At 71.4% G+C, this 14,560-nt stretch carries 17 protein-coding genes and 1 tRNA gene; 9 read left to right on the top strand and 9 right to left on the bottom strand.

Features of this window, described 5'->3' with window-relative positions; translation table 11 throughout:
- Position 1: 1 nt before the first annotated feature.
- Positions 2-2,407: a heavy metal translocating P-type ATPase gene (locus ACME2J_RS15430; RefSeq protein ID WP_495545822.1), complete on the top strand. Its 2,406-nt coding sequence runs from the start codon at positions 2-4 to the stop codon at positions 2,405-2,407.
- Here the strand turns inward: ACME2J_RS15430 and glgP are convergent.
- Positions 2,349-4,484, bottom strand: coding sequence for an alpha-glucan family phosphorylase (glgP, locus tag ACME2J_RS15425; RefSeq protein ID WP_495545821.1), 2,136 nt, complete (start codon positions 4,482-4,484; stop codon positions 2,349-2,351). The two genes, ACME2J_RS15430 and glgP, sit on opposite strands and share 59 nt — an antisense overlap.
- A 115-nt stretch (positions 4,485-4,599) precedes the next feature.
- Positions 4,600-5,238, bottom strand: a complete 639-nt coding sequence (locus ACME2J_RS15420; RefSeq protein WP_495545820.1) for a hypothetical protein — start codon at positions 5,236-5,238, stop codon at positions 4,600-4,602.
- A gap of 254 nt (positions 5,239-5,492) precedes the next feature.
- Here ACME2J_RS15420 and ACME2J_RS15415 point away from each other — a divergent pair.
- Together ACME2J_RS15415 and ACME2J_RS15410 are read left to right on the top strand one after the other, a co-directional pair.
- Positions 5,493-5,564 (top strand) — tRNA-Trp (locus ACME2J_RS15415).
- A gap of 53 nt (positions 5,565-5,617) precedes the next feature.
- Positions 5,618-6,451, top strand: coding sequence for an SDR family NAD(P)-dependent oxidoreductase (locus ACME2J_RS15410; RefSeq protein WP_495545819.1), 834 nt, complete (start codon positions 5,618-5,620; stop codon positions 6,449-6,451).
- Positions 6,452-6,457: 6 nt separating this feature from the next.
- Here the strand turns inward: ACME2J_RS15410 and ACME2J_RS15405 are convergent, their stop codons facing one another.
- Entirely contained in the window at positions 6,458-6,589 is a 132-nt protein-coding gene (locus tag ACME2J_RS15405) for a hypothetical protein (protein ID WP_495545818.1), read from the bottom strand.
- A gap of 567 nt (positions 6,590-7,156) precedes the next feature.
- Here ACME2J_RS15405 and ACME2J_RS15400 point away from each other — a divergent pair.
- From ACME2J_RS15400 to ACME2J_RS15390, 3 genes are all read left to right on the top strand, one after another.
- Complete coding sequence (locus tag ACME2J_RS15400; protein ID WP_495545817.1) at positions 7,157-7,426, top strand: DUF4235 domain-containing protein; 270 nt, start codon at positions 7,157-7,159, stop codon at positions 7,424-7,426.
- Between the two features lie 315 nt (positions 7,427-7,741).
- On the top strand, positions 7,742-9,103 hold the full coding sequence (locus ACME2J_RS15395; protein WP_495545816.1) for a tyrosine-type recombinase/integrase: 1,362 nt from the start codon (positions 7,742-7,744) through the stop codon (positions 9,101-9,103).
- A gap of 201 nt (positions 9,104-9,304) precedes the next feature.
- Complete coding sequence (locus ACME2J_RS15390; protein ID WP_495545815.1) at positions 9,305-9,997, top strand: hypothetical protein; 693 nt, start codon at positions 9,305-9,307, stop codon at positions 9,995-9,997.
- Between the two features lie 193 nt (positions 9,998-10,190).
- On the opposite strand, the gene ACME2J_RS15385 is transcribed toward ACME2J_RS15390, so the two are convergent.
- The 3 genes from ACME2J_RS15385 to ACME2J_RS15375 all read right to left on the bottom strand — a co-directional run bounded on the left by ACME2J_RS15385 (position 10,191) and on the right by ACME2J_RS15375 (position 11,783).
- Positions 10,191-10,751 carry an Rv1352/Rv1906c domain-containing protein gene (locus ACME2J_RS15385; protein WP_495545814.1) on the bottom strand — a complete coding sequence of 187 codons (561 nt, stop codon included), beginning with the start codon at positions 10,749-10,751 and terminating at the stop codon, positions 10,191-10,193.
- Between the two features lie 11 nt (positions 10,752-10,762).
- Positions 10,763-11,206, bottom strand: coding sequence for a PASTA domain-containing protein (locus ACME2J_RS15380; RefSeq protein ID WP_495545813.1), 444 nt, complete (start codon positions 11,204-11,206; stop codon positions 10,763-10,765).
- Positions 11,207-11,405: 199 nt separating this feature from the next.
- A complete protein-coding gene (locus tag ACME2J_RS15375) occupies positions 11,406-11,783 on the bottom strand; it encodes a hypothetical protein (protein ID WP_495545812.1) in 378 nt (125 codons plus the stop codon).
- A gap of 125 nt (positions 11,784-11,908) precedes the next feature.
- Between ACME2J_RS15375 and ACME2J_RS15370 the strand changes: the two genes are divergently transcribed.
- Positions 11,909-12,403: a hypothetical protein gene (locus ACME2J_RS15370; RefSeq protein WP_495545811.1), complete on the top strand. Its 495-nt coding sequence runs from the start codon at positions 11,909-11,911 to the stop codon at positions 12,401-12,403.
- Between the two features lie 290 nt (positions 12,404-12,693).
- Here the strand turns inward: ACME2J_RS15370 and ACME2J_RS15365 are convergent, their stop codons facing one another.
- The 3 genes from ACME2J_RS15365 to ACME2J_RS15355 all read right to left on the bottom strand — a co-directional run bounded on the left by ACME2J_RS15365 (position 12,694) and on the right by ACME2J_RS15355 (position 13,965).
- Positions 12,694-12,936, bottom strand: a complete 243-nt coding sequence (locus ACME2J_RS15365) for a hypothetical protein (RefSeq protein ID WP_495545810.1) — start codon at positions 12,934-12,936, stop codon at positions 12,694-12,696.
- A 235-nt stretch (positions 12,937-13,171) separates the two neighbouring features.
- The gene (locus ACME2J_RS15360) at positions 13,172-13,741 is read right to left on the bottom strand and encodes a hypothetical protein (RefSeq protein ID WP_495545809.1); all 570 of its coding nucleotides are present in this window, start codon (positions 13,739-13,741) and stop codon (positions 13,172-13,174) included.
- Positions 13,738-13,965 carry a hypothetical protein gene (locus ACME2J_RS15355; RefSeq protein ID WP_495545808.1) on the bottom strand — a complete coding sequence of 76 codons (228 nt, stop codon included), beginning with the start codon at positions 13,963-13,965 and terminating at the stop codon, positions 13,738-13,740. The genes ACME2J_RS15360 and ACME2J_RS15355 overlap by 4 nt, the downstream gene beginning before the upstream one ends.
- Positions 13,966-14,146: 181 nt before the next feature.
- On the opposite strand from ACME2J_RS15355, the gene ACME2J_RS15350 reads away from it, so the two are divergent.
- Complete coding sequence (locus tag ACME2J_RS15350; protein WP_495545807.1) at positions 14,147-14,380, top strand: hypothetical protein; 234 nt, start codon at positions 14,147-14,149, stop codon at positions 14,378-14,380.
- Positions 14,381-14,385: 5 nt separating this feature from the next.
- Positions 14,386-14,560 (top strand): type II toxin-antitoxin system HicB family antitoxin (locus tag ACME2J_RS15345; RefSeq protein WP_495545839.1); only part of this gene is annotated, 175 nt, incomplete at its 3' end.

Genomic DNA, 14,560 nt, shown 5'->3' with positions numbered 1-14,560 from the left:
CATGTCCCGAGCCGAGCCCTTCGACCCCGCCAACGCCCTGCTCCACGTCGGCGGCCTTCACTACGCCTCCGAGAAGGCGGTCGTCGAGCGTGCGCTCGGCGGGCGCCCCGGGGTGGTCTCCGTCGACGCGAACCCGGTCGCCCAGACCGCGACCGTCGTCTACAACCCCACGGCCACCTCGGTCGCCGAGCTCCGGACCTGGGTCGAGGAGTGCGGCTACCACTGCGCCGGCCGGTCGGTCCCCGGGCACGTGTGCGACCCGCTGGCCGAGTCCGCGGCGCACGGCGCGGCGGCCGACCACGGCGCCGGCGCGGCACGGGCGGAGGCGGCTCACGGGCACGGCCACGGCGGTCACGCCGGCATGTCGATGGCCGCGATGGAGCGCGACATGCTCCGTCGCTTCCTCGTCGCGCTCGTCTTCACGGTCCCGATCGTGCTGTGGTCGATGGTCGGCACCGAGCTGCTGGGCACCGAGCTCGCGACGCCGTTCGACGTCGACCGCGACGTCTGGCAGCTGCTCCTCAGCCTGCCGGTGGTGCTGTGGGCGTCGTCGATCTTCTTCCGGGGCGCCGTCGTCGCGCTGCGCGCGCGGACGCTCGACATGATGGTCCTCGTCGCGGTGGCGATCGGCGTCGGCTGGGTCTACTCGGTGGCGGCGACGACGTTCATCGAGGGCGAGGTCTTCTACGAGGCCGCCGGCATGCTCGCGACCTTCGTGCTGCTCGGTCACTGGTTCGAGATGCGGGCTCGCGGCGGCGCGAACGACGCGATCCGCAAGCTGCTCGACCTCGCCCCGCCGAAGGCCGTCGTCATCCGCGACGGCGAGCCCGTCGAGGTCCCGACCGCCGAGGTCGTCGTCGGCGACCTGCTCCTCATCCGGCCCGGTTCGAAGGTGCCCGTCGACGCGACCGTCGAGGACGGTGAGAGCCAGGTCGACGAGTCGACCGTGACGGGCGAGAGCCTGCCCGTGAAGAAGGCGGCCGGCGACCCGCTCGTCGGCGCGACGATCAACAAGAACGGGACGCTGCGCGCGCGTGCGACCGCCGTCGGGGCCGACACGGCCCTCGCCCAGATCGTCCAGCTCGTCCAGGAGGCGCAGAGCTCGAAGGCGCCCGGCCAGCGCCTCGCCGATCGCGCCGCGTTCTGGCTCGTGCTCGTCGCCCTCGTCGGCGGGGCGCTCACGTTCGCCGTCTGGCACTTCGTCATCGGGCGTGACCTCCAGGAGTCGCTCCTCTTCGCGATCACGGTCGTCGTCATCACGTGCCCGGACGCCCTCGGCCTCGCGACCCCGACGGCGATCATGGTCGGCACGGGACTCGGGGCCGAGCGCGGCATCCTCTTCAAGCACGCGATGGCGCTCGAAGAGGCGGCGGTCCTCGACACCGTGGTCCTCGACAAGACCGGCACCCTCACGCGCGGCGAGCCGGCGGTCGTCGCCGTGGCGACGACCGGCGGCGACGACGAGGACGAGGTCCTCCGCCTCGTCGCCGCGGCCGAGGGCGACTCGGAGCATCCGCTCGCGAAGGCCGTCGTCGACGCGGCGGCGGCCCGCGGCCTCGCCGTGCCGGCGGTGGAGTCCTTCGAGGCCGTCCCCGGCCACGGGCTGCTCGCCATCGTCGAAGGACGTCGTCTCGCCGTCGGGAACGCACGCCTCCTCGAGCGCGAGGGCATCTCGCGCGCCGAGCTCGCCGAGCGCTCCGACGCGCTCGCGGGCGAGGGGCGGACGAGCGTCCACGTCGCGATCGACGGCCGGCCGGCGGCGGTCATCGCCGTCGCCGACGCGCCGCGCGATACCGCGGCGGCGGCGATCGCCGCGCTGCAGGAGCTCGGCGTGCGGCCGGTCATGCTCTCCGGCGACAGCCGGCCGACGGCGCAGCGCGTCGCTGCCGAGCTCGGCATCGAGGAGGTCATCGCCGAGGTGCTTCCCGCCGACAAGGCCGCGACGATCCGCGACCTCCAGCGGCAGGGGCGCAAGGTCGCGATGGTCGGCGACGGCGTCAACGACGCCCCCGCGCTCGCCCAGGCGGACGTCGGCATCGCGATCGGCACCGGCACCGACGTCGCCGTCGAGACGGCCGATGTCGTGCTCATGCGCTCCGACCCGCTCGACGTCGCCGGCGCGGTCGCCATCAGCCGCGGCACGAGGCGCAAGATGCGCGAGAACCTCGGCTGGGCGGTCGGCTACAACGGGCTCGCGCTGCCCGTCGCCGCCGGCGTCTTCGAGCCGCTCGGCTTCGTCCTGCGCCCCGAGGTCGGCGCGATCTCGATGGCGGGATCGAGCATCATCGTCGCGCTCAACGCGGTCGCCCTCAAGCGGCTGCGGCTGCCGCAGCAAGAGGCGGGCGAGGCTACCCCTCGACCCCCCAGAGCCTCGTCGCGTAGTCCCGCACCATCCGCGTCGCGCTGAACCGCGGGCCGTTCGTGCGCAGCGAGGCCCGCATCATCGCGATCCAGCCCTGCGGGACCCCGGTGGCGTCGCGATCGTGGAAGAGGGGGACGACCGCCTGCTCGAAGAGATCGAGCATCGCCTGGGCGTCGCGCCAGTCGCGGGCGCTGAAGTCCCCGTGGTCCACCGTCCCGTCGAGAGCCCAGCCGTTCTCGCCGTCGTAGGCCTCCCACCACCAGCCGTCGAGGACGCTGAGGTTGAGCCCGCCGTTGGCCGCCGACTTCATCCCGCTCGTCCCGCTCGCCTCGAGCGGCGGGCGCGGGAGGTTGAGCCAGACGTCGCAGCCCTGCGTGAGGAGCGCGCCGATCTCCGTGTCGTAGTCGTCGAGGAAGGTGACGCGGCCGGCGGCGCGGGGGTCGGCGCGGGCGCTGAAGAGCGCCTGGAGCGTGTGCTTGGCGTGCTCGTCGCGCGGGTGCGCCTTGCCGGAGATGATGATCTGCGCCGGCCGCTCGCCGCCGACGACGCGCAGCGCGCGGTCGACGTCGGAGACGAGCAGCGAGAGGCGCTTGTAGGTGGCGATGCGCCGCGCGAAGCCGATCGTCAGAACGTCGGGATCGAGATCCTGCTCGGGCGGGATGACGCGCTCGTCGCCTCGGTGCAGCCGGTTCCACGCGCCGCGCTGCCGGGCGAACCCGACGAGCGCCGCGCGCTGCGCGCAGCGCGCGGCCCACAGCTCCGCCGCGGGGATCGCGTCGATCGGCGCCCACGTCGCCGGGTCGTCGGCGCGGCTCGTCCAGCCCTCGCCGAGGTGGCGGTCGAGGAGCGCGCGCATCGGTCCGCCGAGCCAGGTCGGCAGATGCACGCCGTTCGTCACGTGGCCGATGGGGACGTCCTCGACGGGGCGGTCGGGCCAGAGGTCGCGCCACATCTCGCGGCTCACCTCGCCGTGGCGCTTCGCGACGCCGTTCGCCGCGTGGCTCGTGCGCAAGGCGAGCTGGGTGACGCCGAGCGGCTCGTGCTCGTCGTCGGGCCTCGTCCGCCCGAGCCGGACGAGGCGGTCGACGCCGAGCCCGGACTCGTCGGCGAGCCGTCCGAGCTGCGCGGTGACGAGGCCGTGGTCGTAGGTGTCGTTGCCGGCCGGCACCGGGGTGTGCGTCGTGAAGATCGTCTGCTCGCGCGCGGTGGCGAGCGCGCCGTCGACGTCGTCTCCGGCCTCGCGCCGCGCCCGGACGAGCTCGAGCGCCGCGAGCGCGGCGTGGCCCTCGTTGAGGTGGACGAGCCGCGGGTCGAGGCCCATCGCGCGGAGCGCCCGGATCCCGCCCGCGCCGAGGAGCGCGTACTGCGCGAGCCGGATCGCCTGGTCGCCGTCATAGAGCCGCTGGGTGATCCAACGAGCGGCCGGATCGTTCTCGGGACGGTCCGCGTCGAGGAGGAACAAAGGGACGGAGCCGACGTCGAGGCGCCAGATCTGCGCGACGACGTCGCGGTCGCCGATCGGCACGGTGATGAGCAGCGGCTCGCCGTCGGCGCCGGTGACCCGCGCCATCGGGAGGATCGCGGGGTCGATCGTCGACCACCAGTCGTGCTGCCAGCCGGAGGCGTCGGTGCGCTGGTGCGCGGCGCCCTGGCGGTAGAGCAGGCCGACGCCGACGACGGGGAGGCCGAGGTCCGCGGACTCCTTGAGGATGTCGCCGGCGAGGACGCCGAGGCCGCCGCCGTAGCTGCGGAGGCTGTGGTGGATCGCGAACTCCGCGCAGAGGTAGGCGACCGGGTCTGCCGGCACGGGGAGCGGCGGGACGGCGGCGCGCTTGGCGAGCTCCGCGATGCGCGGGCCCAGCTCGGGATGCTCCGCCGCCGCGAGGAGGCGCGCGAACGGCGCCTCGCGGAGGAGTCGGATGGGGTTGTGGTGCGAGGCCTCCCACCGCTCGGGGTCGATCGCTCCCATGACCGCGAGGGCCTCGTCGTCCCACGACCACCGCAGGTCGTAGGCGACGTGGGCGAGCCCGCGCAGCGGCTCGGGCACGCGCTGAGCGAGGTCGTCGGCGCACGCGGCGAGGTCGCGCGCGCCCGCGGGTCGTCTCTCCGGAGCGTCGGCCATAGGGCTCCACTTTCCCGTACCGGCGCTTCCTGCACCATGTCCGCGCCGATGAGGGCGGTGCGTCGGCGTCGCAACGCCCTCATCGGCGGCGTGCGGAAGTGGGCGTCCCTCGGGCTCAGAGCTGCTTGCCGAAGTCCTCCTGGCCGACGGGGTGCTGGACGAACTCGCGCAGGGCGGACTTGCCGTCGCCGACGAGCGGGTCGCCGTGGGCGAAGAGCAGGTGCTCGAAGTCGCGCTCGAGAAGGCCGGTGAAGGCGTCCATGAGACCGGCCTTGACGCGGTCGGGCTCGTCGCCGAGGAGCTCGTCGGGGAAGAACCCGAGAGCCTCCCCGTACCGGTTGAGGCCGTCGGCGAGCGCGATCGCGCCGCCGCCCGCCTCGATGAGGAGCGCGCCCTCGTCGTCGGAGAGCTTGCCGATGTGGATCGCGGTGACGCCGGGTGCGACCTCGTCGCCGTCGTCGAACGTCGAGATCTCGCTCTGCGCGCCGCCCTGCTCGCCGATGTGCTCGGCGGCCTCGCGGGACGCGCGCACCGGGATCCCGAGCTCCTCGGCGAACACCATCGCGTCACGCAGGTGATGACCGCTCGTGAGGACGATCTGATGCGGGCGGGCGGGCAGCTCGTCGAGTCCCCGCTCGGGGACCTTCGGGTCGATGACGATCCCCGCCGGCTCGATGAGGTACGAGCTCACCTCGGCGCCGATCGGCTCGTGGAACGTCTTCCAGTGATGGATGCCGGGAGCGATCTCCTGCACGCGCGTCCCTCCTCGTCGGGGTGGGGTGGACGGTTGGGCGGCCGCTACCCGGGCGTGGTGGCGGCGATGCGCGGTGGCGAGCGCTTCGGCGGGCGCTCGAGCCCCCGTCGCGCTGTGGCTCGGTCCGCCGGGGGAAGGCCGCCGGGCGCGAGAACTCGAGGGCGGTCCCCATGCGGCACGGTCTGGGTTCTCGCGGCAGGCCGGGGGCGTGAGGGGTGCCCTCGTGCCCGGCTGGATACACTCAGGCCTCCCTCGGGGGAGTGAGTTAAGGGCTATGCGCACGGTCTCCAAAACCGTGAATCTGGGTTCGAATCCCAGCTCCCCCGCTGCGTTCGCGGCGCCGCGGCGGCGCCGCGGACCGCGCGGATAGGGTGCGCGCATGTCCGGCTCCGCGATCTTCGCTCCCGGCGCGCTCGACGGGCGAGTCGCGCTCATCACCGGCGGCGGGACGAACCTCGGGCTCGCCGCCGCCCACGAGCTCGCCCGCTGCGGCGCGCACGTCGTCGTCGCGGGTCGGCGCACCGAGGTCCTCGAGGAGGCGGTCGGCCGGATCGGGCACGACGCGACGTGGATCGACGGCGACATCCGCGAGGACCGCGGTGCGCGGCGGATCGTCGACGCCGTCGTCGAGCGTCACGGGCGCATCGACGCGCTCGTCAACAACGCGGGCGGTCAGTACTTCGTGCCGGCCGAGGAGCTCGCGCCGAAGGGCTGGTCGGCGGTCGTGCGGCTCAACGTCGGCGGGACGCTGCGGATGATGGAGGCCGCCGTTGACCGCGCGCTCGGACCGGGCGGGATGGCGATCGTCAACGTCACCGTGAGCTCGCACCAGGGCATGCCGGGGATGGCGCACACCGGGGTCGCGCGGGCGGCGGTCGAGCAGGCCGGCCGGGAAGCGGCCCGTCGCTGGGCGGACCGCGGGGTGAGCGTCGTCGCGGCGGCGATCGGCAGGTTCGAGACCGAGTCGCTCGCGAAGTACCCGGGCGCGGTGACGCGCGAGATCGCCGCGAGCGTGCCGCTGCAGCGCCTCGGGCGGATGGAGGAGTTCGCCCAGCTCGTCGCGCTCCTGGTCTCACCGCTCGGCCGGCGGCTGAGCGGGAGCGTCGTCACCCTCGACGGGGGCCTCGACAACTGGTTCGGCCCGTGGCCGCCGGCGTCGATCCTCGACGAGACGGGAGAGGTGCCGACCGAGGAGAGGCGCCCGGCCGGCTGAGGTGCGTCAGGAGTCGCGGTCGTCCCGGCTGTCGGCGGCCGCGCTGGAGGCGGGCTTGACGCTCGGCGCGGGGCTCGCGGACTGCGCGGGGCGCGGGAGGGGGGTGACGGTCGGGTAGGAGTAGCGGTGCGTGTTCATGGCTCTGTGGACAACAACGCGTCCATCGCCATGAAGTTACGCTCGCGCAGCGACTCCTGCGGCATCGACCGGCGAGGGTCCCGATCGGGGTCTTCCTTCCGTGGATCTTCCAGAGGAGCGGAGCCGGCCACCCTTCGGGGCGGGTCCGCTCGCGACGGTGATCCCGGACCTCCTGTCCGTCACCGACTGCTTCGCCGCCGCGCTTCTCGCCGTCGTCGGGCGACGGGGGAGCGGCGGCGACGGCCGGCGGCCGTCAGTCGTCCGACCGACGCGATCGCTCGGCGGTCGTCTCGCCGGAGGACTGCTTCTTCTCCGGGGGCGCCACTGTCGCGACTGTCTGGACGGGGCGGGGGTGGGGGATGACCCTGGGGTAGCTGTAGCGATGGCTGCTCATGTCTGTGGTCACACAACGCGGATACCCGGGTCGAGTTCCGGGAAAGGTGAACCGCGAAGTCGTTCAGCACTGTTGAACAGCGCCCGCGCGGGTGTGGTCGCTCGCCCTTTTGCGTCCGCCGGTGGGCGGGGGCGAGGGTGGCGGACGTCACCCCGCCGGGTAGCGCTCGGATCATGAAGCTGCTTCTCAAAGCCGAGTTCCCGCTCATCATCGCGTCCGGCATCGTCGGCCAGAAGATCGCCGCGAAGCTGTGGACGGCCGCGTTCGACAGCTCGCCGCCCGACACCGCGCAGAAGGACGTCAGCTGGGCGATGCTCCTCCCCGCCGCCGTCCTCGAGGGCACGCTGTACAAGCTCGCGCGCATGGGTCTCGACCGCAGCCTCCGCGTCGCGGTCGCGCGGTCCGAAGGCACCTGGATCGGAAAGACCGGCGAGGGCGAGTGAGCCGGGCCGGATCGGTCCACCCTCCCGTCTCCGGACGTGCCCGGGATCTTTCTCGCTGAGCGAGAGAGATCTGGGTGCGCGAGAAGCCCGCGACGTGCAGGCCTTTCCTCAGAGCGGGCGACCGGGCTCGAACCGGCGACATTCAGCTTGGAAGCGGTGTGCCTTCCGTCCAGAGCGCTTGTCCAAGGGCTCTGAAGTATGCGATAGAGCCCTGTTTTACGCCGTTTTCGGCTCGAGCGCTACCCATAGCGCTACCCACGGCGGCGAGCGCTACCCAGCGCTACCCACGACCGAGAGGCGCAGTACAGTGCTCCCGTGGCGCATGCTCCCGACACCCCGGTTCCGTACTTCCTGAGCGCCCGGTCGGGGCCGACGGGCGAGGTCTTCTGGGAGGTCGCGTGGCGCCATCGCGCGGGCGACGGGACGACCCGTCAGGTCAAGCGCCGCGTCGGGCGCGCGTGGATCGAGCCGGACGGCGAGGGCGGCTGGGTCAAGCGGCGTGGACGCACTCCGTCGACGCACCTCGACCGCAAGGGCGCCACGGTCGCCGCCGACGCGCTCGTCCAGCGAGTCGACGCCGAGCTGCGCGAGGCCGGGGACCGCTACCGCAACCGGCCCGTCACGTTCCGAGAGCTCGCGCACGCGTATCTCGAGTGGCTCGAGCTCGTGCGCGGAGCCAAGCCGTCGACGGTGCGCGCCTACCGCTACACGCTGGCCGAGCCCGGCACTCCCCACCGGCGGGGAGGGGGCAAGGCGACCGGCATCATCATGCGCCGTCTCGGCGACCGCCCTGCAGTCGACGTCACGACCCGCGAGGTCGAGGCCGTCCTCAACGCGGTCGCCCGCACCGGCGTCGGGCCGCGCACGGTCAACTACCACCGCCAGCTCATCCGGACGATCTACGGCTACGGCACCAAGCCATCGACGTTCAACCTGCCGCGCAACCCGGCCGTCCACGCCGACAAGCGTCGCGAGCCCGCGGAGCAGCCGCTCGACTACTACTCGGTCGAGGAGGTCGAGGCTCTCGCCCGCGCGATGGCCGAGGGCAAGCACCGCGACGCCGCGGCGCACGCTCGGATCACGGACGAGGACGAGCTGACCTGGCGCGCGATCGAAGATCGTCAGGACGGTGAGCTCGTGCGCGTCGCCGCGTACACCGGCCTGCGCCGCGGCGAGCTGCTCGCGCTGCAGTGGCGCGACGTCGACTTCGCCGGCAGCAAGGTCACCGTCCGCCGGGCCGTGAGTGGGGGAGAGGTCGCCGACTCGACGAAGTCACGCCGCGCGCGCGAGGTCGGCCTCTGCGCCCAGGCCGCGGGCGCCCTCGACCGCGTCTCGCAGCGCGGCGACTTCACGGAGCCCGACGACTTCGTCTTCGCCTCGCGCGTCGGCGGTCGCCTCGACGGGCCGGCGTTCTACCGGCGCTTCGTGAGGGCTCGCGACGCCGCCGGCCTGCGACCGCTGCACGTCCACCACCTGCGCCACACCTTCGGCTCGCTGCTCGTCGCCGCCGGCATCGACCTCGCGACCGTCCAGGCCGCGATGGGCCACAGCTCGATCACGACGACGAACCGCTACCTCCACGCCCGGCCGGCGCACGAGGTCGCGGACAAGTTCACGGCGGCGTTCGCGACGGGGGATGCGCGGGGTGCGGTCGGAACGGTCGGTGCGCGGGGCTGACGTCTTTCCCGGGCGGGTCCGCTGACCGCGACCACGTGCAGCGCTCGGGTGCCAGGGTGAGCGATGGCGGCAGACTGGAGGCACGAACCGCGCAGCGCGTGCGTGCGACACATGTCGCCGTAGGGTTCGTTACTGCACTCTGGCGCCCCGCCAGTGCGGAACTCCAACGCTTGACGCGCTTGCCGGACGAGCGTACGGTCGATGGCCGAGTCCACGTCGATGGCGGTCAGCGCGCTGCTGAGACGAGACCGCATGCGCCGATTCCTCCTGATTCCCATCATCGTCGTGGTAGCCGCGACGGCCGGAATTGCAGTCGCGAGCACGGTCGCAAGCGGATCGCCAGACCCCAGCGAGAAGAGCGCCGTCAGCCCGGCTCGCGGGTCGGATCCCGCAGCCTCGGCCACGATCCCGGCCCCGAGCGGTCTCGGAGCGGTCGGCGTAGCGGGGTTCTCCGACACCAGCGGCCGACGCTGCGCGACCTATGGCCGGGCCGTCGATGGCGTCGTCGGTGGTACCTCACCCGACGGCTTCGTTCCGGCCCCGCTGGCGGAGACCGGGATGTGTCTCGACCACGAGGTGGTTGCTTTCTCGCGAGCCCAGCTATTCGACAACCCCGCAACCCCCGAGACCGACGAGAGCGAGACGATTCTCTGGGGCGTCGCGAGTGATCGCGTCGAGGAGGTCCGGCTCGGCTCTGCAACGGCGGCGCCAGCCGACGACGGGACGTTCATCCTCGGCCTCGGGACCGATGCGACCGTCGAGCTCATTCTCGAGGCGGCGCTCAACGACGGCTCGGTGACGACGATCGAGGTCCCCGCGCTGCCGAAGCTCCCCACGCTGGACGAGTTGAGGCGGAATGCCCCGACCGACGGGCAGCATGAGTCGCACCCCTAGCGTGGCGTTATGACCCTCGCGACGGACTCGGTGCCCGCGTCGTGAGAGTGGTCGGTGTAGATCTCGATGGCGTGGAGATCGACGGGCGTCTCGTCCCGGGCCACGCGGCACCGGGGCGAGGGTGCAGGAGAGCTGCCCATCATGAGCGACATGGCGGCGGTTGTCGGGCATGCGGTCCCGCGGCCGCGAGCGCCTAACCGGCCTTCTTGAACTCCTCGCAGCCCGAGACCTTGATCGCGTAGTCGGACGGCGCGACGTTCAGCACGACCGGTCCGCTCGTGTTCTCGTTGGTGATGATCGAGTCGATGTTGCCTTCGAGGTCGTTGAGTCGCTCGTAGTAGCAGTTGCCCGACGTGGCCTCTTGCGCCCGGTAGGTGCCGGGGTTGATGTCCTCGCCCACGATGTACGTGCCGTCCCCGTCGAATGAGTTCTTCTTGATCTCCGCTCGCACGCCCGCGGCCTCGTTGCGGAGGTCCTTGAGTTCGGACTGGACGCCGTCGCGCTTCTCGCGCGTATTCGTGAGCGACTCCTTCACGCCCTCGCGATCCTTTCGCAGCTCGGCGACCTCGCCCTCGATCTTCTCGCGCTCGGATTCGGCGTCCTTAGTCGCAGTCTCCCGGATGGTCTTCGCCTCGTTGCGGGCGTTTGCGATGATCCGGGTCGCCTGCTCCTTTGCTTCGTCGAGCGTGATCTGCGCCTCGTCGTCGCCGCACCCTGCGGCCATGAGCGCGCTTGCGGAGAGGAGCACTGCCACGACCCGTCGCATCACTCGCCGTCCTTCTTCGAACGCAAGAGAATCGTCGTGTCGTCGCTCACGCACTCGCCGGCAGCCGGGCTCTGCTCGACGACCGTCCAGTTGCGATCGAGGATCAGCATGCGCCCTTGACCCGTCGCGTCCTCCTCGTCAAGGATGTAGAGACCAGCGGCCTGCATCGTGTCCTGGGCGAGCTGATGATCCTCACCCTCGACATCGGGGACGGTGATGCAGTCGCCACGCCCGCTCGACGAGGCGACGTCCGGTTCGACCTCCTCGACGTCTGACTCGGGTGCGGCCTCTGGGGCAGCCTCGCTGGTGGGGTCGGCGATCGGGGCCGCCTCAACGGTCTGGACGACGGTTTCCGTGACGGCAGCCGTGTCGTTCTCCTCGCCGCACGCGGCGACGGCAAGAGCCAGGAACGCCGCGCAGCTGAGGACGATCGCTCGCGTCATCGGAACCTCCCAAGAGTGGACAGGTGCCAAGTAACCGCACCCACCGGGCGATTGCAACCCTTGTCGCGGTATTTCAGTTCCTGAGCTATGTGCGCGGTCGTCCTTGAAGATCAGGGCCCGCGCTCAGCGCATAGGCCGATGCCGTGCGGCGCTCTCTGCTTTCTCAAGGGCTCATGGGCTGGGGTGGCTGGGCCTTCAGTCACAGTTCCGCGAGGACCTCTGTCCACCTGTCGAAGCATTCGGGCGCATCTTCGGGAGCCGCCACGACCTTCACGCCGACGGTGACATCAGGGTTCGTCGCGACTGTGTCTCCAGCGCTGGCGTACAGGTCGATCTCCTGCGGACCAATCAGAATGACGGCGGCGCCGCACGCATCGCTTGAGTCGGTGGAGCCCGGGAGCCCGTAGGACAGCCCATTGTCGAACTCGACGATGCCGGTGCGCGCGAGGACCTCTTCTGTTGTGTACTGAGGCTCCTCGGGTCGCGGCGGACGCTGGATGTCTGCCTCCGAGCCAGCCTGATTGTCCCCGTCACTGCCGCAGCCGGCGACCAGCACCGCGGTCAGCGCGGAGGCCACGAGGGCCCGCCTTGTCTGCGCGCGAACCATGAACCGCACGCTGCCAGATCACGGATCACCCGTGCAACCGGCGCAGGCCACTATGTCCGTTTGGCATCCCGGCCCGATGGCACTAGCGTCGCGGCATGCTCGATCTCTCGCGTTTGACCAATCGCGAACTGCTCGACGCTTGGACCGGCAGCCTCGACATCCTGCACGAGCGCGGGGTCATCCGCACGTACAACAACCCGATCGGCGACATCGCCGAGGAACTGGTCGCCCGCCACTATGGCGGCACCCGCGGCGCCTTCGCGCAGGCTGCCTGGGACGTCGCCGTGGGGGACGATCTTCTTCAGGTCAAGGCGTGCCGTCGAACAACGCCGAAGACGAGTCTCGGGTTCTCGCCGATACGGCATCAGGACGGCTATACCGCGCTGATCCTCGTCGTTTTCACCGCGCACATGCACGTCGAGCAGGCATGGCGGATCCCGCGCGGGACCGTCAACGAGCTCGCTCGATTCAACGCGCACGTCAACGGCTGGAAACTTCGGCTGACCCGCGATCTCAAGGCGCGCCCGGAGGTTGAGTCGATAGAGCTCTCGCATCATGGGATCGACGCCCCGAGCGCATCTCCTTCGTGAGGAGGTGCCGCAGCTGACACGGGTGCAGCTTGAGTTCTGAGCTTCGGTGATGCCGGCACCGACGGCCGCCGGCATCGACCGCGACCGTCCCAGGCCGCGATGGGCCACAGCTCGGTCACGACGACGAACCGCTACCTGCACGCGCGGCGGGCGCACGAGGTGGCGGACAAGTTCACGGCGGCGTTCGCGACGGGGGATCCGCGGGGCGCGGTCGCGGCGGGCCCTCGCGGTGGCGCAGGGGCGTCAGGGAGCGGGCGAACTCTCGATGACCGCCCCGTGCTCGCCTGCGGTCACGTGCCTCGGGAGGGGCTGCCCGACTCGAGCTCGACGATGGGGTCGAGCAGGCCGTCTGCCTCCCACGCCCGATTGCGAGCGGATTCCGAGAGGCGGATGAGGATCCCGTCGTTCTCGAGTTCTGCGATCGCGGTGGCGACCGCCGGCTTGGTTCGGCCGGTCGCTACGACCGCGACCGGCACCGTGACGATCGAGTGGGCCGGCAGCGCGTCGATCAGGCTCCACGCGGCGGCGTCCACGCGTGGACTACTGCTCTGCGCGTCGCCATCCTTTCCCTCACGGCTTCGCTAGGAAAGGAAAGCGCGCATCCTTTCCTAACCGGTCGCTCGGGCAAGCATGCGCCAACGCCGAGGCTCCCTCGCTGCGACGCGTGCCACCCTCGTCCAGCGACCACCCAGCGGCCGCTCCGCCTCGCGCGCAGTTCCAGCATGGCGTCCACCGAGCGAATACGACCTCGGCCGAATTCCTCGGCGGCTACCGGCCTACGAGCTCGCCCTCGACGATCTCGCGCACGACCTGCTCGTCGTCGTCGCTCGCGTGCCGCTCGCGCCCGGCAACGCTTGAGCGCAGCTTCGCGTTGAGGCGCGCGATGAACGTCGCGTTCTCGGCATCGTCGACGGTCTCGCCGAGGGCCTGCTTCCACCAGCGCGCCACCTCCGCCCAGCTCCACACGAGCGTCTTGTGGTTGATCGCGGCCAGGGCGGGGGGGAAGGACCCCGGGCCGCGCTGGCCGGCGATGTACAGACGCACGCTCTCGACGCTGCGCCCGGCGCGCTCGGCGATCGCGGCCTGTGAGACGAGGTCGTCGGGTTCGACCCGCAGCAGGTGGAACCCAGGCAGCGTCGTCCGAAGCGCCTGCGCGGCAGATGCGACCGCCCTGCCGAAGGACGGCGCCTCGCGGTCGAAGTCGGCGATGAACGTCCCGTCGGGGGCGGGCCCCGAGAAGGTCCCGTCGTCGCAGCCCGCGTCGACCAGCGCGTTGAGGAACGGCTCGAGCGACGGTTCGCTCATCTGGAAGACGAGGGTGAAGCTGTGCTCGGTCATTTGTGCGGGCATCGATCGACGTAACGGCGGATCTGCTTGGCGTGGTTGCCGGCGTTCTTCGGCGTGCTCCAGACGTACAGCGGCTTGGGGCACCAGTCCTCGGGATCGCGACTCGGGCACCTCACGATGCCCCAATGGCCGACCCCGTCGCGGACCTCGAAGCCCTTCGCCTCGGCGTACCTGAGGGCGGCTTCGATCTCCGGCTTCGGGTGTCTGTTTCTCACGGTAGTCGGTGGCGTTGGAAAAAGTCAACAGTCAGGTGGACCGATGGACGGCGACGCACGGTAGACCGCGGCCTGGACGGGACGACCGCGCGCCGGAGACGCGCCACGACGGCCGCTTGCGCCGGGTGTGACTGCGGCCTACCGTGAGGGGGCGCGACCGATGCGAAGCGATCATCCACGCGTGGAGACGACCATGAGCAACACGCCTGCAGCCGATGTCCTTCAGGAGGTCACGGATCATCACATCGCCACCGGCGAGCTGCTCGTGCCTGACGGCGCACTGTTCGTCGACGCGGGCACTTCCCGTGCCGGGCAGAGCATCGCCGAGGCGATGGACGAGGGACGTCCGGTCGTGCTAGTCACCGCTGACGGCAACTGGCGCGTCATCCCCGCCCCGAGTTCAGCCGCCGGCTGACCGCGGTGCCCGAGTACCTCGCGGTCTACGAGCGCGACGCCGACGGCTGGGGCGTCTACCTGCCCGACCTCCCCGGCTGCGTCTCCGTCGGCGCGACCCGCGAGGAGGCCGAAGCCGGATCCGCGAGGAGGATGTCCCGTTCGCCGTGGAACTTCTCGGCGGCGGTCCTGGGGTTCAGTG

The sequence above is a fragment of the Paraconexibacter sp. genome (genome assembly GCF_059438195.1).
Note: the sequence above shows the minus strand (reverse complement) of the source record. Positions and strands in the feature narration are given on the sequence as shown.

Bases quoted from the DNA above. Each gene is read 5' to 3' on its own strand.
- ACME2J_RS15430 (WP_495545822.1), top strand. From the start codon at position 2: ATGTCCCGAGCCGAGCCCTTCGACCCCGCCAACGCCCTGCTCCACGTC.
- glgP (WP_495545821.1), bottom strand. From the start codon at position 4,484: ATGGCCGACGCTCCGGAGAGACGACCCGCGGGCGCGCGCGACCTCGCC.
- ACME2J_RS15410 (WP_495545819.1), top strand. From the start codon at position 5,618: ATGTCCGGCTCCGCGATCTTCGCTCCCGGCGCGCTCGACGGGCGAGTC.
- ACME2J_RS15405 (WP_495545818.1), bottom strand. From the start codon at position 6,589: ATGAACACGCACCGCTACTCCTACCCGACCGTCACCCCCCTCCCGCGC.
- ACME2J_RS15400 (WP_495545817.1), top strand. From the start codon at position 7,157: ATGAAGCTGCTTCTCAAAGCCGAGTTCCCGCTCATCATCGCGTCCGGC.
- ACME2J_RS15390 (WP_495545815.1), top strand. From the start codon at position 9,305: ATGGCCGAGTCCACGTCGATGGCGGTCAGCGCGCTGCTGAGACGAGAC.
- ACME2J_RS15380 (WP_495545813.1), bottom strand. From the start codon at position 11,206: ATGACGCGAGCGATCGTCCTCAGCTGCGCGGCGTTCCTGGCTCTTGCC.
- ACME2J_RS15370 (WP_495545811.1), top strand. From the start codon at position 11,909: ATGCTCGATCTCTCGCGTTTGACCAATCGCGAACTGCTCGACGCTTGG.
- ACME2J_RS15360 (WP_495545809.1), bottom strand. From the start codon at position 13,741: ATGACCGAGCACAGCTTCACCCTCGTCTTCCAGATGAGCGAACCGTCG.